General features: G+C 40.3%; 19 protein-coding genes. 12 read left to right on the top strand and 7 right to left on the bottom strand.

Going from position 1 to position 21,407, the window contains the following annotated elements:
• Positions 1-302: 302 nt before the first annotated feature.
• Complete coding sequence (gene radA, locus C2869_RS12755) at positions 303-1,667, bottom strand: DNA repair protein RadA (protein WP_108603302.1); 1,365 nt, start codon at positions 1,665-1,667, stop codon at positions 303-305.
• 361 nt (positions 1,668-2,028) lie between these two features.
• Here radA and C2869_RS12750 point away from each other — a divergent pair, with 361 nt between their 5' ends.
• Positions 2,029-4,527: a PilZ domain-containing protein gene (locus C2869_RS12750; protein WP_108603301.1), complete on the top strand. Its 2,499-nt coding sequence runs from the start codon at positions 2,029-2,031 to the stop codon at positions 4,525-4,527.
• Positions 4,528-4,596: 69 nt separating this feature from the next.
• Here the strand turns inward: C2869_RS12750 and C2869_RS12745 are convergent, their stop codons facing one another.
• Both C2869_RS12745 and C2869_RS12740 read right to left on the bottom strand, forming a co-directional pair.
• Positions 4,597-6,996 carry a PilZ domain-containing protein gene (locus tag C2869_RS12745; protein ID WP_108603300.1) on the bottom strand — a complete coding sequence of 800 codons (2,400 nt, stop codon included), beginning with the start codon at positions 6,994-6,996 and terminating at the stop codon, positions 4,597-4,599.
• 136 nt (positions 6,997-7,132) lie between these two features.
• Positions 7,133-7,888 carry a tRNA-uridine aminocarboxypropyltransferase gene (locus tag C2869_RS12740; protein ID WP_108603299.1) on the bottom strand — a complete coding sequence of 252 codons (756 nt, stop codon included), beginning with the start codon at positions 7,886-7,888 and terminating at the stop codon, positions 7,133-7,135.
• A 116-nt stretch (positions 7,889-8,004) separates the two neighbouring features.
• Here C2869_RS12740 and C2869_RS12735 point away from each other — a divergent pair, with 116 nt between their 5' ends.
• Positions 8,005-11,124, top strand: coding sequence for a glycoside hydrolase family 15 protein (locus tag C2869_RS12735; RefSeq protein WP_228710660.1), 3,120 nt, complete (start codon positions 8,005-8,007; stop codon positions 11,122-11,124).
• 457 nt (positions 11,125-11,581) lie between these two features.
• A complete protein-coding gene (locus C2869_RS12730) occupies positions 11,582-11,911 on the top strand; it encodes a hypothetical protein (RefSeq protein WP_108603298.1) in 330 nt (109 codons plus the stop codon).
• Positions 11,912-12,371: 460 nt separating this feature from the next.
• On the opposite strand, the gene hpf is transcribed toward C2869_RS12730, so the two are convergent.
• The gene (hpf, locus tag C2869_RS12725; protein ID WP_108603297.1) at positions 12,372-12,728 is read right to left on the bottom strand and encodes a ribosome hibernation-promoting factor, HPF/YfiA family; all 357 of its coding nucleotides are present in this window, start codon (positions 12,726-12,728) and stop codon (positions 12,372-12,374) included.
• A gap of 1,422 nt (positions 12,729-14,150) precedes the next feature.
• Between hpf and C2869_RS23150 the strand changes: the two genes are divergently transcribed.
• The 6 genes from C2869_RS23150 to C2869_RS12700 all read left to right on the top strand — a co-directional run bounded on the left by C2869_RS23150 (position 14,151) and on the right by C2869_RS12700 (position 17,182).
• Positions 14,151-14,717, top strand: coding sequence for a DUF2878 domain-containing protein (locus C2869_RS23150; protein WP_108603296.1), 567 nt, complete (start codon positions 14,151-14,153; stop codon positions 14,715-14,717).
• Positions 14,711-15,253 (top strand): chalcone isomerase family protein, encoded by a 543-nt coding sequence (locus tag C2869_RS12715; protein ID WP_108603295.1) that lies wholly within the window; start codon positions 14,711-14,713, stop codon positions 15,251-15,253. Before C2869_RS23150 ends, C2869_RS12715 begins: the two co-directional genes overlap by 7 nt.
• Positions 15,246-15,383 (top strand): hypothetical protein, encoded by a 138-nt coding sequence (locus C2869_RS22495; protein WP_159084158.1) that lies wholly within the window; start codon positions 15,246-15,248, stop codon positions 15,381-15,383. Before C2869_RS12715 ends, C2869_RS22495 begins: the two co-directional genes overlap by 8 nt.
• Before the next feature lie 105 nt (positions 15,384-15,488).
• On the top strand, positions 15,489-15,947 hold the full coding sequence (locus tag C2869_RS12710; RefSeq protein WP_108603294.1) for a DUF3833 family protein: 459 nt from the start codon (positions 15,489-15,491) through the stop codon (positions 15,945-15,947).
• Positions 15,948-16,064: 117 nt separating this feature from the next.
• Positions 16,065-16,310: a hypothetical protein gene (locus C2869_RS12705; protein WP_159084156.1), complete on the top strand. Its 246-nt coding sequence runs from the start codon at positions 16,065-16,067 to the stop codon at positions 16,308-16,310.
• A gap of 236 nt (positions 16,311-16,546) precedes the next feature.
• The gene (locus C2869_RS12700; protein WP_108603292.1) at positions 16,547-17,182 is read left to right on the top strand and encodes an LON peptidase substrate-binding domain-containing protein; all 636 of its coding nucleotides are present in this window, start codon (positions 16,547-16,549) and stop codon (positions 17,180-17,182) included.
• Here the strand turns inward: C2869_RS12700 and C2869_RS12695 are convergent.
• Entirely contained in the window at positions 17,159-18,154 is a 996-nt protein-coding gene (locus C2869_RS12695; protein ID WP_199915566.1) for a LysR family transcriptional regulator, read from the bottom strand. The genes C2869_RS12700 and C2869_RS12695 overlap by 24 nt on opposite strands.
• A gap of 21 nt (positions 18,155-18,175) precedes the next feature.
• Between C2869_RS12695 and C2869_RS12690 the strand changes: the two genes are divergently transcribed.
• Positions 18,176-19,033, top strand: a complete 858-nt coding sequence (locus C2869_RS12690; RefSeq protein WP_108603290.1) for an NAD(P)-dependent oxidoreductase — start codon at positions 18,176-18,178, stop codon at positions 19,031-19,033.
• Between the two features lie 136 nt (positions 19,034-19,169).
• On the opposite strand, the gene C2869_RS12685 is transcribed toward C2869_RS12690, so the two are convergent.
• Entirely contained in the window at positions 19,170-19,523 is a 354-nt protein-coding gene (locus tag C2869_RS12685) for an RnfH family protein (protein WP_108603289.1), read from the bottom strand.
• A complete protein-coding gene (locus C2869_RS12680) occupies positions 19,523-19,957 on the bottom strand; it encodes a type II toxin-antitoxin system RatA family toxin (protein ID WP_108603288.1) in 435 nt (144 codons plus the stop codon). The genes C2869_RS12685 and C2869_RS12680 overlap by 1 nt, the downstream gene beginning before the upstream one ends.
• Positions 19,958-20,158: 201 nt before the next feature.
• Between C2869_RS12680 and smpB the strand changes: the two genes are divergently transcribed.
• Positions 20,159-20,641: an SsrA-binding protein SmpB gene (gene smpB, locus C2869_RS12675; RefSeq protein ID WP_108603287.1), complete on the top strand. Its 483-nt coding sequence runs from the start codon at positions 20,159-20,161 to the stop codon at positions 20,639-20,641.
• A 28-nt stretch (positions 20,642-20,669) separates the two neighbouring features.
• Positions 20,670-21,398 carry a carboxy-S-adenosyl-L-methionine synthase CmoA gene (cmoA, locus tag C2869_RS12670; RefSeq protein WP_108603286.1) on the top strand — a complete coding sequence of 243 codons (729 nt, stop codon included), beginning with the start codon at positions 20,670-20,672 and terminating at the stop codon, positions 21,396-21,398.
• Positions 21,399-21,407 lie beyond the last annotated feature (9 nt).

Raw genomic sequence — 21,407 nt, 5'->3', positions numbered from 1 at the left:
CATTTAAAGTCATGTGTTTACCAATTCTAGTCAACTCGTTATTTTTGCTTAATTAACAACCAACAAACCAGAAAGTGTCTAGCTCAAGGTATCTCTGTGGTTATCAACTATAAACAGAACAATTGCACCAAGGTGGATCCACATAGACAACCAAAATAATGCAACGCACCAAAATGGTGGAAATCGCTTAAAATGCACGCACTTAATAAACATAAGTGCTGTGTCAGAATACCGTTCAGTGAAAGATAAAACAGCAGTTCCGGCTGCTCCAAGCTTAGTAGCAAAGCTAAAATTTTAACGACTTAAATAGCTTCTAACGCTTCATTTAAAGTTGAAACAGCAATTAACTCCATACCCTCAATGCCGCCTTTGGGAATATTATTTTTAGGGACTATCGCCTTTTTAAACCCATGCTTAGCTGCTTCTTTTAAACGTTCAATACCATTGGGGACAGGACGAATTTCGCCAGATAAGCCAACTTCGCCAAAAGAGACAAGATCTTGTGGCAAAGTGTTGTTACGAAAGCTTGAGTACAAAGCGAGCAATAACGCTAAATCAGCCGAAGTTTCGGTAATTTTCACCCCGCCAACCACATTAATAAACACGTCTTGATCCCCCATTTGTACGCCACAATGTCTGTGTACTACAGCCAGTAACATGGCTAAGCGGTTTTGTTCAAGACCCACGGTCACACGACGAGGATTAGCCAGTTGTGAAGTGTCAGCTAACGCTTGCACCTCCACCATTAATGGTCGAGTCCCTTCCCAAATCACCATAACAATACTACCAGGTGAAGGGTTATCCGCTTGCGATAAAAAGATAGCGCTTGGATTTTTTACCTCGCGTAAACCTTTTTCCGTCATCGCAAACACACCAAGCTCATTCACTGCGCCAAAACGGTTTTTGTTGCCGCGCAAAGTGCGATAACGACTATCGGCTGAGCCATCCAACATAATAGAACAATCAATACAATGCTCTAGTACTTTGGGTCCGGCTAAGGTGCCATCTTTAGTGACATGGCCAACCATAAAAATAGCGACATTATTTTGCTTAGCGTAACGGGTTAAAAACGCAGCAGACTCCCTCACCTGCGACACACTGCCGGGTGCCGATGATATCTCAGGCATGTGCATAACCTGAATCGAGTCGATAACCATAATTTGTGGTGTAACTTGCTGCGCCATATGGCAAATGGTTTCGACATTGGTTTCAGACAGCAGTTTTAACTTATCCTTGGCTAAACCCAAACGATCCGCTCGCATGGCAACTTGCTGTAGTGACTCTTCCCCAGTAACGTAAAGTGTGCTCATGGTTTCAGCAAGGCGAACCATGGTCTGCAATAACAAGGTACTTTTACCCGCACCTGGCGAACCGCCTATTAATACTGCCGACCCCGGTACTATTCCGCCGCCTAGTACACGGTCAAACTCAACTAGCCCTGTACTAAATCGAGGCAGCTCGGTTAATTCAATCGACTCTAAGGTTTCAATTTTTGCCTCTGTAGCGCCGGCATAGCCACCTAATCGCGCAGAAGAGGCTTTACTACTGGCTGCAATTTTAAACTCAGTAACCGAGTTCCACGCTTTACAATCTGAACACTGACCTTGCCACTTCGCAAACTCCGCGCCACACTCAGAGCAAACCCAAGCTGTTTTCGCTTTTGCCATATTAAATTAATCCGTCTTAGCCATGTTGGCCTAATATTTGATACTAATACTTGATATTAACTAAAATGTTATCGCATTTAACGTGATAGCAGGTTGTACAACCGCAAACCAGCTTGTTTTTTAACCAAAAACAGTGTTTTTAGTCAATTTTTTGACTGACTTGTGGTTTTGTCACAGCTAAAACATAAATTTAGCTAAATTTTTTGCCAAAAAACACGATAACTCTTTGATAGAGGATTATAATTTAGTCTTTAGATTTAATTAATTGTTATCGTCACTTTGTTGATTAATTGTGTTTTCCAACAAAGACTTGCGTAAATTTTAGCCTTAACTAACTGTAGTATAATTATCTGAACACTTTATGAAGCCAGATCCTGCAATTGCTGAATACAAAGATGTAATTGATAAACTTAAGCCTATTTATGGTCAGCCCGACTTTGACCAGATGATGGATACCATTGCAGGTAATATTCCTAAACCCAAGAAATTCTTGATCAAAATGGAGCTTAATCGATTAGCCGCACCTTGTAGTCGCCGCATCGATTTAAGAGGCCATGTTGATGGTAACGTGCGTGATTTCACGCATGGTGGTACAACACACTACTTAGATGATGTCGCCATTCGCATATTTAATCGAGGTTTAAAAACCTACGGCAGTTATGCACAAGGTACTTACGAAGACATCATGAATGCCGATAACAATTATCGTGTGATGCACCACAGGCAAAATAAAGAACGCCTAAAATCTTCAGCTCCTGAATCAAATATTGATTCGTCTGAACTCACTAAGTATCAAGCTAAACCTGTTATGTTTGGCGAGCGCGGATTCAGACTAGAAGAGCGTATGATTTACGCCATGCCAATCAATGTCGAGATCCCACTGGCGGGAAAAATTGCCGCATCCACCACTGATTTATCCGTTAGTGGCTGTAAAATTAAACTACCCAGTAGTTACAAAGTCATGCCCGGTCAGACCATTGGCATTGAATATAAAGGCCTAGAAGAAGAATACGAACTCGGGTTAAAAAAACCAGTTGAATATGAAGTCGTTGGTTTGGATAACAAAGGCGGGAATCTATATGCACGCTGTAAACGCACTAACAATATTGACACCCCAACCTTTGACGCATTTTTGAATCGCTTTATAAATGGTAATAAACGGCGCTACAAACTCAACTTAGATAACACCATTGAAGCCGTAGTCACTAAAGGATACGAGCAATTTTATTTACCGCGAGTCACTTCATTACCAGTATTTTTAAAACCACGTGAAGATGGCGCATTAGAGCCCGTCGCGACACTCACTAATGACAACAACCGCGGTATAATCCGCCAATGGATAGACGAAAACAACAAACCACGGTTAGGTTATTTATTTGGACCTAAACGTATGGCGGCACTCATGCGTAAACCAGGCCGCGTCAAAGAAACCATTATTTACGGCTTTACCCATGTAGCTAAAGGTCGCGTTTACTTTTATTCAGCAACTGATGAAGAGCTCAATTTAAAACCCGAGTTACGTAATGTTTTTCTTGGTTTTGGGTCTGCCAAAAGTGTTTGGTTCATATATAAAATAGCCTTAATCGACTGCCATAAAGAATTAGCCAATTTACCACTAACCTTACCTGACTCAGCAAGCCGCGAGGCCCAAAAACTAAATAAGCCTCCTTCAGCGCGTGTTATGCAGTACTTAGAACCCATTCAACACGTCGCATTTATCACCGACATTAGTAGTGAAATTGCGCGCGAAACATACAATAAAATAGAGTTTGACATGGCAAAGGTGGCGCAACTAAAAGTATTTGCCCATCATAAAAATTCGCCACCACCGCATATTGAAGAACTGATGATTAAATTCGTCAATCTTAGATCAGAAACTCGGTTTATTTATCGCACGACAATTGAAGCAACCGGTAATCAATTCTCGCAAGCCGCGGTCACCCGTGACTTCTCAACGAAAGGAATGCAGTTAGAGTTTGAAAATCCGATAGAAGTCAGTAAGGAAGAAATTCTTGAGCTAACAATGCCTGACTTACAAAAAATCACCAGTCGCTATAAGCTCAAAGGCCTACCTTACGAAGTCGTTAGCTTTAATAAAGAAAAAACCATTGTTAACTTACGCGTTTATGAAGAACGCGGTATTGTTCATCAAGGTAAATCCTTTATGAACGAACTAATTGAAAAAAACCGAGCCAAGCTAAAAGCCGCAGCACAAGCGGGAGCTGGGCTTCCAGGATTAGCTGAAGCATTACGTAATATTATTGCGCAGCGCACATTAAATACGGCCATTTATATTCATAAAAATGGTATTAAACACACGGTTGATACTTTAGGCTTTGCCAATGTACCCAATCCTTTGTTAGATATTCTTAATGATGAAGACAGTGGCGATACCTACAACCTGTATCCACTGCTGTGTAATAATTACCTTAACACTTTGTTTGTTGCCACCTTGCGTAAAATGCAACGCCATTCACGTCCTATTCAGCAAGATGTTTATATTAAATACCGTAAAGATGCACCTAGCTTAAGTGATAAATTTGAAGTTCAGTTGGTTGATGATTTTAGAAACGAAGCCGCGCAAAAAATATTTGTGCAAAAATCATTACAACCCAATGTACTGTTTTTCGCGCTGAGGATTTACACGTCTCGCACGGGTCGGCCTGACACAGACTTTATAGCAAAAGAACTGGCTTATGTTAGCCAATATGCCATTCATAAAGCTAAAGTTTTAGAGGAAGAATTGTGGAGTGTCGCAGGTGTTGTCGACTTAATTGATATTAGCCAAGAAGTCATGAGCCGCTTTGGCTTTCCCGTTAAGTTAATCAACCAACAAATGCAAAAACGTCAAACTAACTAACCTCCACTTTGGCAAATAAACCCTTGAATGGTGAGCTATTTAGCCAAGCACCAAATAGCCCTCCAATTACTAATTTAATACATCAAACACAATATTATTTTGCTTTTCAATTAAACTTTTAAATTGCTCTAACGGCTTGTTGTATCGCAAACACACCTCTTGAGAAATGTCAGTAACTTGTAATGTTAAACGTACCCCTTTTGCTAATTTCTCAAGCATTTTTTGCGCTGCAGGCTGATAAGTACTGAGGTAACTGTTTTCTAATTCAATATGTCGAAAATCGGCTGGGCACGCTATAGCCACGTCAACTCTCAGCACCCAAATGACCTTGTCTTTCAACCAATCAGTTAGCGCATTTTTACGATCACTTTCACTTGTCATTTCAGACAACCAACCTAAAAACTCAATTTTATTAGCATTAACAGCAATGACCATCTCTGCAAAATCAGTTTGCTCATCCGCAGGATAAAAACTGGCGAACTTATCGAGTAATGCTAACTCAATTAATTGCGAATTAAGTTCTCGGCAACGGTCAATTAATGCGTTCAATCGAGTCGCTACCGGCGCACAAGCTAAAAAGCATTGGCTATCGTCGTCGACTTGACTAATGTAAGCACAACACTGCGAAGTACTATAGATAAATAAATTATGCAGAGCATCTTCCAAACCGATAATGCGTTTATCATTACCTTGATTGAGAGCTTCTTTACGCTGACTAAGCTTAGTGAAAAATTTACGGCCCTGATGCTTACCCGGTTTCGCTTTAAAATTAAACACGGTTTTCGCTTTATTGGTAGCCACCACAATATAAGGAAGATGAGTTAATTTATAGTCACAGGTGGTTAATTGCAGCTCAGGAAAATCCAGATAAATGACTTGACCCGCATCTAGCTTGGCGCTTTCTTCAAACTCAATTTGTAATCCATTGGCCGAGATATTTTTAGTTAAACCACTAATAAACTGCTGTCCTGTATCTACTTCAACCACAGTTCTGTAGTTGTACCTTGGCTCCTTACGCTGCCCTAACAAAGAAAATTCAACTTCTTGCGCTGGGTTGTCTATTTCACGCTTTACATGAAATTGATTAAGTTGATTGAGTAAACTTTTATCAAAAGGTCGTGCATGATAGCTGGGTTTAGCCAGCTCGTTAGTTACGTCAATCAACAACGCATAGTAATTCGACTCAAATAACTTATTCTGTAATGTTGTGCTTAATGGCCGATTGCGCTTTTGTATTTCTCGCCCAGCTTCTTCTGGAATAGCTACGGGGTTCCAAGCTTTAGCATGTTCCAATTCAGCGAATTGTAATTTGAAGACTCGCCAACTGGGTTTTGTTGCGCCGAAGTGATAAAACAGATCGGTCATCTTGGCTTCAGCTAACTCTTCAGGTGTAGAGGTAAAAAAGTGGTGTTGCTGGTTTTGGTCATGAGTAAAGCTATATAAATACAAAGTCTTAACTTGGCCAACGTTATCCGTAGCTTGTAATAAGCGCTCAGCCGTTAATACTTCACTCAGTTGCGAGTGCCTTTGCTCATTCAACCAATATTGCCTTATAGCTTGATTAGCTTTTTGCGCACATAAATAGTTAACCTCCACTTGCATGCCTTGCACATTAAGCAACATGGGTAAAGCTTGACTGCCATAAAAATAAAACTGCTCAAACAATTTATTGCGAGCAGCATCTAACGTATTACATGCATCCAATCGATATTTACGGCGATAACCTTTGACAAACTTAGTTAAAAATTCAATTAGCGCTGGATTTTGTTTTTCGTTATCAACCGCTAGTCCTGCAAAGTTTTCGCCTTTTTCTTGGCGTTGCCAACAAACTTTATAAGTTAACTTAAACGCGAAATCACGCTGATATTGTTTAGCAAACTCCAAAAAGTTCACTTCTATTAAACCATTAGTTTCTAAAATGGCCGTTTTGGGTAATTTTATTTGCAAACCACTTGCAGAAATATCTCGCGTTTTGGCTTTAAATGCCCCTGCTCGAGTATGAAACCCTAAGTCAGTAACATAATGCATACGCTCGTCACGTCGAGTAATACGCCGACCAAATATAATAGGTAAAGCTAGCGTTTGTTCTACTTCTGTTTGTTGCGCTTTGCTTTCAAATACGGTTTGGGGTTTTAGTTTGAATTGGCGCATGATGCTTTCGTACGCAGCAAAATTATAAACGCCTTGATAAGATTGAATTAATGCTTTGAGCTGTTCTGCTGCGCTAGATGGTAAGTAGTGATTTACCTTAGCGATGGATACCAATTGACAAGGTTCAGGGCTTTTGTCCCGTAAATCGATGGGCCGCAAGCAAGGTTTAGCAAGGCGACTCAGCTCCATTTTCAACAAGAAACGGTCTGAATCACTGAGCTCTTGCGACACTTGCTTTAGCAGTAGATTAAACTTGGGGTGACCTAATTTGGGGGTTAACTGTTCAAGCAGTTCGCCAACGACTCGGGGTAAACTCATCTAATATGCTAGCTCTTATCGTTATCTATTTATTTATATTTATTGCATACCTAAAACGATTCAAAATTACTTAATAAAGTACTGAATCGTAGAACCTGATTTAGCCTATCTTCGAAACAAATAAAATGATAGCCGCTTAACGCTTAGTTTGCGCAATAAGCTGTTTCATCACCCCTAATCTGTGGTGTGGTTCTCCAATTTCAGGCTGTTTACAGGCGCGTGCCGCTAAATAATGTTGCGTAAATACCGCAAACATATCACTCAAAGCTTGTCCCTGCTCGACTTGACCCGCTTCACAAGCTACACAAGCCGCAGCTTCAGCCGTTGCCAGTTGCCCTTCAATTAACGGTTTACGTAAACCATATTGCCCTAACTGATTTAATTGCAAACTAAGCACAGGTACACATTTTAACCAATGGCTTAATGTCATCATTCTTCGTGCTTGTTTCCATGTGCCATCTAATACAACAATGGTTAAACGCTTATCGCTATATTGCTGCCTGACCAAAGTTAAATCAGTAAAAACAGTACGGTCATTGTTTTGCTCTTCTGGATATAAAATCATCACATGTCGAGTTGGATCCTGCAACAGCTGTAGTAACTGCGGATCAGGTTCAGTGCGCGACCATTCAAAACAAACTGTATTGTCATAAAAAAGATCGGAAATCAGGCGCCCAGTATTAGTCGGCTTTAAAATTTCGTTACGATGCAATAACACGACAAAATCAAAGTCTAGTGGTAAACGCAGTCGCCACTGACACGCGCATAAATAAGTTGCTAATGAACAACTTTCGCAACGAGTTTGTAATTTACCTCTAGCATTAAACGGCTTTGTCGCCGTTAATAAACGCCTTGATTTAAGCGCTGCAAACGAATGTGAATTGTCAGACATGGCGTAAAATACTAAAATTAATCATGAAAAATAGTTATAGCTAAAAGCACCAACTAATCAAATTGTAATAAAAACAAAGATTTAACAAACAAGCTATTTATTGTTGGGTATACTCAATGAATAAATTGGCAAAAAAAGACGCTAGTGCCAGCAGTATCAGTGACTATTGCTTCTACCCCCCGCAGCAACCCAAGACAAAACATATGAAAAATACTGAATTACTCAATACCTTATACAAAGATATTAAACAAATCATCTTGAACCGCCAAAACCCTGTTACCGGGTTACTGCCGGCCAGTACCGCCATCACCACACACGGCGATTATACCGATGCATGGGTGCGCGACAATGTTTATTCGATATTGAGTGTTTGGGGTTTAAGCATGGCATATAAACGCCATGGCGAAACCGAGCGCAAAGACCAGCTAGAACAAGCCACCATTAAACTCATGCGAGGCCTGTTACAGTCAATGATGCGTCAAGCCGACAAGGTAGAAACATTCAAACATACCTTGGACTCAATGGACTGCTTGCATGCCAAATACGACACACATACGGGTTTACCTGTCGTAGGTGACGCAGAATGGGGACATTTACAAATTGATGCGACGTCTATCTTTTTATTAATGATAGCGCAAATGACGGCGTCAGGATTACGCATTATCAACACCTTAGATGAAGTCGATTTTGTGCAAAACCTTATCTACTACATCGCCTTTGCCTATCGTATTCCAGATTATGGCATTTGGGAGCGCGGCAACAAAATCAATAATGGTAAAACTGAAATAAATGCCAGCTCAGTCGGTATGGCGAAAGCGGCACTGCAAGCATTAGATGGTTTTAACCTATTTGGCCCTAATGGCTCTCCGCGTGCAGTGGTACACACAATCCCAGATGCTGTCTCGCGTGCACGAAATACGCTAGCGCGTTTATTGCCTCGTGAATCACTTTCTAAAGAAGTCGATAGTGCAATTTTAAGTATTATTGGTTATCCGGCATTTGCAGTGGGTGATGAAGCCTTAGTACAAAAAACCCGCAATAAAATTTTAACTGAACTGGGCGGCGAATACGGTTGTAAACGCTTTTTATGGGATGGCCACCAAGCGGCAAATGAAGATCACAGCCGTATTCATTATGAGCATTCAGAGTTAGCTAACTTTGAAAGTATTGAATGTGAATGGCCACTATTTTATACCTATTTATACATTCAATCTTTATTTGAAGATGATAAACAACAAGCTCAAGCTTATCGTGATAAGTTGGAATCCGTTATGGTACATATCGACGGTAAAGGATTGTTACCCGAGCTTTATATTGTGCCTGAAGATAAAATTGAAGCTGAACGCAAAAAACCGGGTTCGCAACAACGTATTCCGAACGAAAATCTACCTCTTGTTTGGGCACAAAGCCTATATTATACCGGCTTAATGCTTGATACAGGTTTAATCGAAAAAGACGATTTAGACCCATTGCAATTGCGTAACCGCTCAACCGCTAAAAATAAAACACAAATTGCCTTAGTGGTTCTGGCTGAAAACGATAAAGTGAAAAAAGAGCTGGCGGCTAATGGTGTTGTCGCAGAATCAATTGACGATATCCATCCGTTAAAAGTCATGTCTGCCGCTAGCTTGGTCGACACTTATCAAATTGTGGGTAAAAATAGTTCGTTAAACCTGACAGGTCGCCCCAAGCGCCGCTTCCAAGGGCTAGCAACCGCGCAAACCTACAACATAAATAAACAAGAGTATTTATGCTTGTCTAGCTTGCAACACGAAGCTAAAGACTACCAGTTATTTGATGCTCAATTGGCCAGTGCTAATTTAACCAGCGAGCTAAACCATATTGCTCGCCATTGGATAAATGAAGAAGCGGCTGTATTCACTTATATGGTTGACCAAGCCATGTGTGACGCCAAAGACGCTAATGTATTATTCAGTACATTAAAAGACTTACAATTACGCAGTACCGCCAGCAACGTTGGTTACGCTTCGGCTGCACTGGCTTTCCGTGCGTCACGTGTTAATCATTTATGGGTTAACAACCGTCAAGTCACTCCAATAGCCAGCTCTGAACCTTGTGAACAAACTCAGCATTACAGCTTTGATTTAAGTCTATTAAACAAGGATATCGCCACGGCATTAAATAAACTAGATACAGATCAAGCCAGTGCACAACAGCTGGATGCTTGGCTAAGCGAATTTACCATGGAACAACAAATGGGTACGGGTATTACGTTCCAACAGTTGGTTGAAGGTATTTATAGTGAGGCTGAATATCAACAAAACTGGTTAACGGCTCGGCAGTGTTTCTCTGTATTGAACTATGCTCATCGTGATATATCAGAAGATCTATCCTTGTTGTGTGCACGACACATTGCGATCACAATTGGTGCTAATCAGCATATCACTTTTGACCATGCCAACATCGACCTTGACGAATTAATTACGGCTATTGATAAGGTTACGCAATCACCACTAGAGCGAAGCTTAGTGCAAGAATTGTTGGTCATTTTAGGCTATACCATTCGAACCAATACCAGCCTGTTTAATGGTTTACGTTCTATTGATTTACACAATTTATTAGCCGTATGCGCCAATCATGCAGAATGCAGCGACATGACCTATCAAGTATTAGGTTCACTTGCGCCATTTGAGTTAATGAGTAAAGTACAAGCGACACTTGAAATTCAATACCAAGAGTACAATTTAGATGTAGCGGCCAGTATTGCCCAACATAGCACGCAAAAAGGATTACATGCGTTAGATACTGACTGGTTAGAGTGGCGCTCAGCACGTGGCCTTATTACGCGCTTTGATGATGAGTTTCTTAGCGATATTTACCAAAGCTTAGACAACACCAATAAACTCATTTTTGCAGAGCATGTAGATGCAGAAGAAGTATTAGATTGCGAATTAATTCGTAGCTCCATGACATCGCGTGAAGAAAGTTTTGCCTCTTTACTCGATAAGTTGATCCAACACTTCCACCCGATTTACTTTAAAGCCGCCATTATTGAAACACTTTATGCCTATAGCCAATATTGTAAAGCTAACCCAAGCGTTAGATTTGAACAGCCTATTGTTCTAGGTGAGTTGTTAGAAAAAGCGGCGGTAAACTTTGTGCAATCAAAAGGCAAAGTGAAATCAGGTGATCGTAACCTCGACTGTTTACTGCAAGAATCAACCGAAGTATTACAATCACAAGTGCAGGAGTACTTAGCATCTATTGCTAAATAAGCGTTACTAACGCAAATTTTAGAATCAACACAAGCTAGGTAACAAATGCCTAGCTTGTGGGTTTATTCAAGCAGTTGCATATTTAAAGAACAAATAACAAGACAGCCAATATAGTCTTCTCGCTCAGGTCTTATGGTTCATTGTCAGCGCTTACTCGCCCCAATCACATAATAGAGCATATGCTCATGGGGTCTCGAAGCTTGACGGCTTCCCCTAAAACCTGATCGCTTTGACTATAGTTGACCGACTTCTCAGCCCTAACTAGCCTAACTTAACTCTCCTAACTTAACTATCCTACCAACTTCTAAGCCGATCTATCGCCTATCCTGTAAAGAGGGATATCAAGCTGTACTGTATAATTGTTTAAACTTGAGAGTTAATCACCATTTTTGATTAGAATTTAAACATTTTTTTAGCTAAACTAGTTGTGTAGTAGGTAAACTTTGAGTAACGCCCCATGGCTATCGGTAGTGTACAAAACAGTATAAACAGTGCGATTATTAGCTCCACTTTTGGTAATAGTGGCGGTCAAAATCGTGACTTACTCAGTACTGCGTTAAACAAAGAGCAAGAAAATAAAGCCTTAACCACGCAAGACTTATTAGCCAATACTGCCAGTCAACAGATCGGATTAACCAGTAAATTCTTAAATTCGTTAGACGGTGGGGATTCACTCACCAATGAGTTGGTCGGCTTACAAACCTTTGCTAAAAATCAACAAGCCACTGATGCCTTACCTGATAACGTAGGTAATGTTGTCGGAACGATTATTAACGAGTTAGTATAGTCTTCTCGCTCAGGCCTTATGGTTCATTGTCAGCGCTTACTCACCCCAATCACATAGTAGGGCATATGCTCATGGGGTCTCGAAGCTTGACGGCTTCCCCTAAAACCTGATCGCTTTGACTATATAGTCTTTTCGCTCGGATTTTATGGTTCATTGTCTGCGCTTACTCTCAACTTTGGCTACACGGATGTAGGTCTGTCTCTTCTACACAAATATTAATTATCACAAGCTAACCAAAAGTCGAATAAAATTACGGATTAATAGGTAGTAATTAATGGTTAAAAAAGTACCGCCTTTCCTGCACTAAAACCCGATCGCTTTGGCTATACTTTGTATTTAACTGTAGAAATGATGTGCTGGGGTTTTGATGTAGTCAACGCTTAAGCGCCGACTACTCTATTAGCGATTAGGTTAGGCACTTAATGCCTAACCGAAGAGAGATAAATTTAAGTCTAGCTTACTACCTTAGCTCCATGCCTTGAATAATTTCATGGGCAATTTCAGGTGTAGTCACTTCTGGTTTTTTATGTAAGTCCCCTTTCAAATGGCCTTTACGATGCTTAAGTGCAGCATCTAATTTTTTACAAGCTTTATTGATTGCAGGATACATGACTGCATCATGACCTGACGCCGCAATACGTACACTTTCGTAGTTGGTAACGGCTTCAACCACATATTCACCGTGCTCTTGAGTAATGATGACATCAATTGATAACAAAGAAGGAAAATGGCTGGCTAACTTGGAAAATTTTTCATCAACATGCTGTTTAATATTGTCGGTAACATCGACGTGATGGCCAGAAAGTTCTATTCTCATAGCTATTCCTTTTCAGTTGTTTTAGCTTATTTGTTTAGAAATACTTACTATGCGCCTAAAAATAATAAAATTAATCTAAGCACATAATAGAGCTTGGGTCATCTGGCTAAAAACACAAGGTTTAATCTGTAAAAAAATCGTAATAGTCAAAAAAATTACGATTTAGATCATAAATTGGTTGTTAATTGACCTAAAAAATCAACATAAAAAATAAACAAAAAGTAAAAGGGCTAGCCCTACGTGATTGAAAATCAATAATTTATCTAAGCAATGTATGCTAGGTTATCCAACTTAACCGTCGAAAATACTCATAGATGGGCACACAAATCACTTTAAGTTTAAACCTCTTTCTTACTGTCACTTATTGCCTACGACTTAAACCACCTATTGCGGATTCCGTTGTTCCATTAACCAATGGCAGCAATTTTACCCATGCCTTAAATATGCGCGCTTAACACCTAATTAGCGTTAACTTCAACAGAAACGGTTTTCGCTGTTTTTCTGTATAACCACTAATTTTAGCGGATTTATTGCCTACGTAATCTTCACCGGAATAACAAAAAGATCGTTATCTACACACCTCATCCAGTCACTTTCAACACTTGGATTCTCAATATCACGCGGCTGTATTAGCCACTATGACTAAACTCGTACTTAACCCTAATGCACTAAGTATTGCTATGTATAGTCTTCTCGCTCAGGTTTTATGGTTCATTGTCAGCGCTTACTCTCGACTTTGGCTACACGGATGTAGGTACTTAGGTTTCGTCTGGAACAGGAAAACTGTGGTTCCTGCGTCGTCCTAATACCTAAATCCACTTTCTTCCATTAAGAGCGGCAGCCCCAATCACATAGTAGAGCATATGCTCATGGGGTCTCGAAGCTTGCCTACATGGATGTAGGTCTGTCTCTTCTACACAAATATTAATTAGTACAAATTGACCAAAAGTAGATAGAAAAACTTTACTAGGCGGTAGTACTCAGTACTTAAAAAAGTATCGTCTTTCCTGCGAAGGCAGGAACCCAGTGTCTTTTGCTTTAACCTTACTATGTTTATCCAACAAAAGTCGCTGGATCCCCGCATGCGCGAGGATGACGAGGGTATTTTCCTAAGCCTAGGTGGTAAAACTTCACCTCCATTGACCGAAAAAAGCGCTTCTGAAACTTGTGATCAAGAGACAGGGATGTAGGTAAGGAGCGCGAGCACGGATGCGGTAGCTTTGACGGCTTTGCTTACATGGATGTAAGTACTTAGGTTTCGTCTGGAACTAGAAACCTGCCCCTAAAACCTGATCGCTTTGACTATAACCTAGTAAAACCAAATGCAGGCTAAATGCATTGTGATCAAATAAATTAGCCCAGCCGTACAACAGTTAAAAATCCATTAGCGCTAAAATATAGCGAAGGATATAGGCGAAAGACATGATCAGAAATGATGTAACTTGGCAGATGGTTTTACTGAGCTTACTGGGATTTAAACTCGTTTGGGGGCTATGCGTTCTTTTTGCTAACACACTACTGGGGGTTGTTATTGGGTTAATTGCGCTACATTGTTACTGGCTTAATTTAACAATGTCTTCATTGCGCTTGTATTTACTGTTTGCCGCATTTGGCTTTTGCTTAGACTGGCTTTTAAGTGTTTTAGGTGTATTTGTTTTTCCAACCGAGGCTAAACACTTTCCCGCTAACACATCAACCATGCCACCAATTTGGCTATTCGTGCTGTGGTTCGGATTTGTTACAACACTAAGTTCTGGACTCAAATTTTTATCAGGCCAATACAAACTCTGTGTCGCGCTTGGCGCACTGGGAGGCACATTATCTTACTATTCTGCGGTAAAACTAGAGGCTGTTACTTTTGGTATACCTACTAGCCTAGCAAGCCTAATAATCGCATTACTTTGGGCACTAATAATGCCCGCATTTGTCTGGCTCAACGACAATCAAACTCAAACGACGATGACAACTCTGGAAGATAGAAAATGTTAAAGGCTTATATTCACCCAATACTACTAGCTATATTTTGCTTAGGTTTAGCGACAAATACGCTGGCAAATTCAACTAAACCAGAATTACCGCAAAATTATAGATTGGTCGGCGAAGCTCAATTAAAAGTGCTGTGGTTTAAAGTATACAAGGCCTATTTATATGCCGACGCTCAGCCTAATAATGAACCCAATGGTTTACATAGAAATTTATACCTAACCCTGCAATATCAACGCGACATTGAAAAACAAGATCTACTGGATGAAACTGCTAATCAATGGCAAAAACAAAGTTTTGATAAAAACAAGATAAGTAAATGGATTGTAGAGCTAGACAACAGTTGGCCAAATGTAAAACAAGGTGATCAAATTAGCTTTTTTATCGACCAAAATGGTCTTGGTCATTTCTATTTTAACAAGGCTTACTATGCCTTGTTTAGTGATAGTCAAGGTTGCCAAGCTTTTATCAACATTTGGCTTGGTGCCAACAGCCAATACCCACAACAACGAGATCAATTGTTAGGATTGGATCATGATTAAATCTAAAACTAAAGCCTTGTTTACTCTCGGCGCCATGACTTGTTTAACATCTTGTACTGCTAATTTAGAAGAATACGTCAACCACAAGCCTCAATTACAATTAGAACGTTTTTTCCAAGGTGAACGATAGTCAAAGCGATCAGGTTTTAGGGGAAGCCGTCAAGCTTCGAGCCCCATGAGCATATGCTTTACTATGTGATTGGGGCGAGTAAGCGCTGACAATGAACCATAAGACCTGAGCGAGAAGACTATATTTGCATCAGGCATAGTGCAAGATCACCGAAACAAGGTTACTAGACGCTTTACTGCGACGATTATTGGCGATTGGCAAGATAACCAAGGTGTATTAGACGAAACATTTTACTTTGCTGATGGTAAGGTTGAAAAGCGCTGCTGGCGCTTAACTAAACAAGGTGACAAATTAACAGGCACCGCAGGAGATGTCATCGGCACGGCTAAAGGGCAAGTTCAAGGTAATACCTTGAATTGGCAATACACATTAAAGGCACAAACAGATAATGGCCAAGTCAAACTTAAGTTAGATGACTGGTTGTATTTAGTGGATGAATACAACCTGATCAACCGCACAAAAATGTTTTTTTGGTCGTTCCCAGTTGGCGAAGTCACTTTACACATAGCCAAACTAAAAAAACCAAAAACCACGCAAACGTCAGCTGATTGCCGCTTAAAATAGGCGTAACACCATAAATATAGTCATAAAAATTGCTGGGCTTTTACACGAAAAACTAGCGAATTTTATAAAGTTGAGCTTAAGTTTAAGCGGTAGCACACAAAAATTTGGAGTAATTAAATGAAATGTATGTTCTGTGACGGCGACGTTATTTTAAATGACCGCTCAAAAGGACTCCCGATAACCCTGCCAGGGCGCGGCATTGCACATACCTACTGCGCGGAAGACGACTTAGCGAAAAGGCGCATATTTGGCAATATCCATATTGCTGATTTAGATGACGACGATCTACTCGAATTAAAAGAAATGGTATTAGCCGAAGTCAATATTAGACACGGCGTTGACCAAGAAGCTGAAATAATCTAGCGCTATTAACAAAACACACAAGAGCCAGCTTAGCGCCTAGCTAAATTGGCCTTTAATGTTTACCAACGACTACTCCTTTCATATGTTCTATTTGGTAATTATCCAGCCTAATTTTCAAGCTAATTTGCATATAGGTTTAACCCAAAGCATCAAAGAATTTATCACTTAAAAAGTGATCATCGCCAATTAAAAACACGTAAAACAAACTAAGACAAACAACCCAATGTAACAATAAATTGAACGCAACTAACGCAACTTCACCACTTAGCACAACTAACACAGGTGCAACCGATACAGCTTCAACCAATACTAGTCAACCTGTGCTGGCGCTTTTTCCGCTGAATATATTCTTGTTACCAGGCGGTATTAGCCAATTGCGTATATTTGAACAACGCTACATACGCATGGTCAAACAAGCGGTTTCAGGTGAAGGGTTTGTTTTGTGTTTACATAAAAAAGACCGCCCTTTCAACGTACCCAAGTGGGGTGCAAAAGTCACGATCACTGATTTTGAACAAAAAAAAGATGGTCTGCTATACATCACTATTTTCGCGGAAAAACTAGTAAAAATAGACAATGTTTATATGGAGGATGACGGTTTACGCATGGCAGCAATAGCTTCACTTAACCACTGGCGCAGGCAAGCACACAATGCACAAACCTTAGCGCTTGCCGACAAACTGCAGGCCGTGTTTATTAGCCATCCTCAACTACAGCGACTGTATAGTGAAACCCATTTTGATAACCCCAACTGGGTTTGCAAACGTTGGTTAGAAATTTTGCCGATTGAGATTAGCACCAAGCAAAACTTTGTTAGCCCAACTAGCTTTGATTCTACTGTTCAAATGCTAGATAAAATTATTATCGGCTAACTTATTTTTTAAAAATTCAATGACCGCCCTAACTCTATTCGGAACGTAGTGCCGTGATGGATAAAGCAGCCATGCCGCCGTGTGAAAATCTGTTGCGGTTACTTTGTACTCAGGTAATACATCAACTAAATTACCTTGCTTAATTTCGTCCTTAATCAGCCAATCGGCCAACAAACAAACACCTAAACCTTGTTTAGTACATTCTTTTAAAGCCAAAGCACTCGAAAGCGCCAGTTGACTGTTAATATTAATTTTCGTTTGCTGCCCGTCGTTATTTATAAACATCCAAGCGGTTCGATACTGAGCCATGCTAAATACTAAGCACTTATGGTGCTCTAAATCGTCTGGGGATTGAATACTTGAGTGATTGTTCAAATACTCAGGACTAGCCACCACCTTGTAATGCGTGTTAAATAACTTGTAACCGATCAAATCCGATTCAAAAGCAGGTGTTAAACGGATCGCCAAGTCGATATTTTCTTCCAATAAATCTAAATTGCTGTCCGTCAGTTTAAGATCCAAATCAATTAAAGGAAAAGTCGCCATCAACTCTGCCATTAATGGCAAAAGACACATTTGGCCAAATGCTACAGAAGCCGTTAACGTTACCCGCCCTGATACCTTGCCAGATTCCACTCTCAGTTCATCTTCAGCTTCCGACAATGCGTCAAGTATCGGTTTGATTCTTGCCAAATAACGGGCACCACTATCAGTAAGCGACAAGACGCGTGTCGAACGCTGAAACAGCCTTACACCCAAATGTGCTTCTAAACTGGCAATTGAACGCGAAATCAATGATGGATCGCGATCTAATATCCGCGCGGCTTTTGCAAAGCTACCAGCATTTACCACTTCGACAAAGATGTGTAATTGTTGAACATCCATTAATGCACTTTTTACATCACAAACATGACTAATAGCGAGTTTAATGCAAATTAATCCACAGTCATACTGTTTTGCGACATTATTCACTATCAATAAAAGGTAAGTATCATGGCAAATATCGCATTTTTAGGAATGGGCGCAATGGGCAGTCGCATGGTGTTGCATTTAATTAACGCAGGACATCAGGTAACCGTTTGGAACCGAGATTTAAGTATGGCTGATCGCTTAAAGGATAAAGGAGCTATCATTGCAAAAACGCCTGCTCAGGCAGCAATTGGACAGGATTACGTTATTAGTATGGTTCGCGACGACCAAGCTTCTCGGCAAGTCTGGCTTGATGAAAATAATGGCGCATTATCAACCATTAATCAGCAAACTGTCGCCATTGAAAGCTCAACATTATCCATAGAATGGACTAATACCCTTGCACAACACTGCCAAGCGCATGGGGTTGCTTTTGCAGATGCGCCCGTAGCAGGCTCAAGGCCGCAAGCAGAGGCGGGACAGCTGATTTATTTTGTTGGATCTAATTCAGCCACGTTTGAAAGAATAAGTCCTATATTGTCTTTAATGGCTAGCAAAATTTTCCAAATGGGTAATATTTCGGCCGGAGCGACGGTAAAGCTACTAGTTAATACCCTATTTAGTAGCCAAATTGCTCTGATGGCCGAACTCATCCACTGGCTGAAAATTCAGAACACCGATATAGATAAAATGCTTAATACATTAACGGAATTACCGGTCTGTAGTGCGGCCTTAGCTGGGGCAACTAAAGCGATACAAGCAGACAACTATGCCCCCGCTTTTCCGATTGAATTAGTCGAAAAGGACTTAGCGTATTTTTTACAGGCAAATGATAAAAACTTACCAATCACATCACTTATCCATAAACATTATGAGAATGCGATTAAACAAGACTTAGCTCATTTGAATATCAATGCAGTAGCAAAATTAGCTCGTTGCTGACTTAACGAAGTGACTAAAGTGTATTGATACGATATAGGGAAATTAAACTTTACTTGTACAATGACATTAGGATTGTGAAGCGAAACTCATCGTTTCACAATCTATCAAGCGAACTAATAATACTGCTTAGCTAGAATCAATCCGTTTCTTTAGCACGCAAAGGGTTAACTCGCCCACCTGTCACTTTATCAGCTCGGCCTTCTTGTTTTGCTTTTTCAGCGCGGCGACGTCTAACTTCTTTAGGATCAGCAATCAGGGGGCGATAAATTTCAATTCTATCGCCTTCGCGCACAGTATCACTTAACTTTTTATTGCGACTCCAAATACCCACTTTGTTAACGCTTAAATCTATTTCGGGGTATTCACGTAAAATCCCAGATTGCAAAATACAATTTTCAATAGTCTCGCCATCGTTAACGGAAATAGCCAATAATGTTTGTTTGTGAGGTAGTGCAAACGTAACTTCTATGGTGATTTGTGACATATTCATTAGCTCGCTTGTAAACTATTGGCGCGATCGACAAAAGCTTTAACCATATTGTTGGCCACATGACTAAACACCTTGCCAAAAGCTAATGCAACCAACTGATTAGAAAATTCAAAATCTAAATCTAAGCTCACTTTACACGCGTGCTCATCCAGCGCTTCAAAATGCCATACCCCAGACAATTTTTTAAATGGGCCGTCAACTAAACTCATTTCAATTTTATTTGCCGCGCATAAATGATTACGCGTGGTAAACCACTTACTCATTCCACCTTTAGCAATTTTAATAGCGCCTGTCATATATCGTTCTGATTGCTCTTCTACCTTAGCATCTGCACAGTTGGGTAAAAATTGCGGATAGGCGGCAACGTCATTGACAAGATCATACATAGTTTTGGCACTGTGCATAACTAATGCGCTGCGATGAAGAGTGGCCATGAAAATTTAAGCTCCGGATAGTGAAAACCGGCAAATGCTACCACAATAGTGTCTGATGTTAAGGATTCGGCAGCTATAATGCAGAATTTAACGCTATATTTCGTTTTTATGATAGCGCCAATGTACGCAATGCGTATAATAGCTGACCTACTGACAACCAGTGCAACTCAAGATAAATTATTAAATAATACAAGTAGATAAATGGCTAAAAAGAACGCTAAAAAAACCAACAATTCCAATACGATTGCTTTAAACCGCAAGGCTAAGCATGAGTACTTTTTAGAAGACAAAACCGAAGCCGGTATCGAGCTGCAAGGTTGGGAAGTAAAGAGCATTCGTGATGGTAGGGTTAATTTATCGGATGCTTATGTCATTATTCAAAACAATGAAGCCTATTTATTGGGTGCGAAAATTCAGCCTCTGAACAGCGCTTCAACCCATGTGGTGGCGGATCCTGATCGTACCCGAAAACTCCTGTTAAACCGTCGAGAAATAGACCGTTTAATCGGTGCTCGTGATCGTCAAGGCTATTCAATTGTGGCAACAGCCATGTATTGGAAAAAATGCTGGGTTAAAGTAGAAATTTACCTAGCAAAAGGTAAACAAAGCCATGACAAACGTTCGGACATAAAAGATAAAGACTGGTCGCGTCAAAAAGAACGTTTAATGAAACACTCTAATTAGCCCCCTTTAGTCACGAGTATTCATCAACATGAGCCAACCTGACAATATTTACTCGCAACCGCTTGAACAAGTTAGAGATTTTGTTTTTGATAAAGCCGTGGTCGACGTATTTTCAGACATGATTTTACGCTCCGTTCCCGGTTATCAAACCATTATTTCAACCATTGGCCATTTAGCTCAGGTGCATTGTCAAGATAACTCCAATGTATATGATTTAGGTTGTTCTTTAGGCACGGCAACTCTAGCGATGCGGCGCACCATAAAAGCCAACAATGTTGAGATAATCGCGGTTGATAAATCAGCCGATATGGTTGAAAAATGCCGCTTACACTTACAAGGTTACAAAAGCCCGTTCCCTACCCAAGTCTTATGTGACGATATATTAAATATCGACATTAACAACGCCAGTATTGTTATTCTTAACTTTACCTTGCAGTTTCTGCAACCAGCAGACAGGCAACAACTAATCAACCGTATTTATCAAGGCTTAAAGCCTGGTGGTCTTTTGGTTTTGTCTGAGAAGCTCAAATTTGTTGACCAACCCTGTCACGATCTCATTGACGAATTACATTTGGATTTTAAACGCGCCCACGGCTATAGCGAGTTAGAAATTAGCCAAAAACGCGCCGCCATAGAAAATGTCATGCGGATCGATGATTTATCGGCACACTATCAACGTTTTAAAAATGCCGGATTCAACCACTACCAACAGTGGTACCAATGCTTTAATTTTGCCTCCATGGTTGCTATAAAATAATTTCACTAG

This window comes from Saccharobesus litoralis (assembly GCF_003063625.1).
Lineage (GTDB): Bacteria > Pseudomonadota > Gammaproteobacteria > Enterobacterales > Alteromonadaceae > Saccharobesus > Saccharobesus litoralis.
The sequence above is the reverse complement of the archived record's forward strand: the minus strand, read 5'-3'. Positions and strand labels throughout refer to the sequence as shown.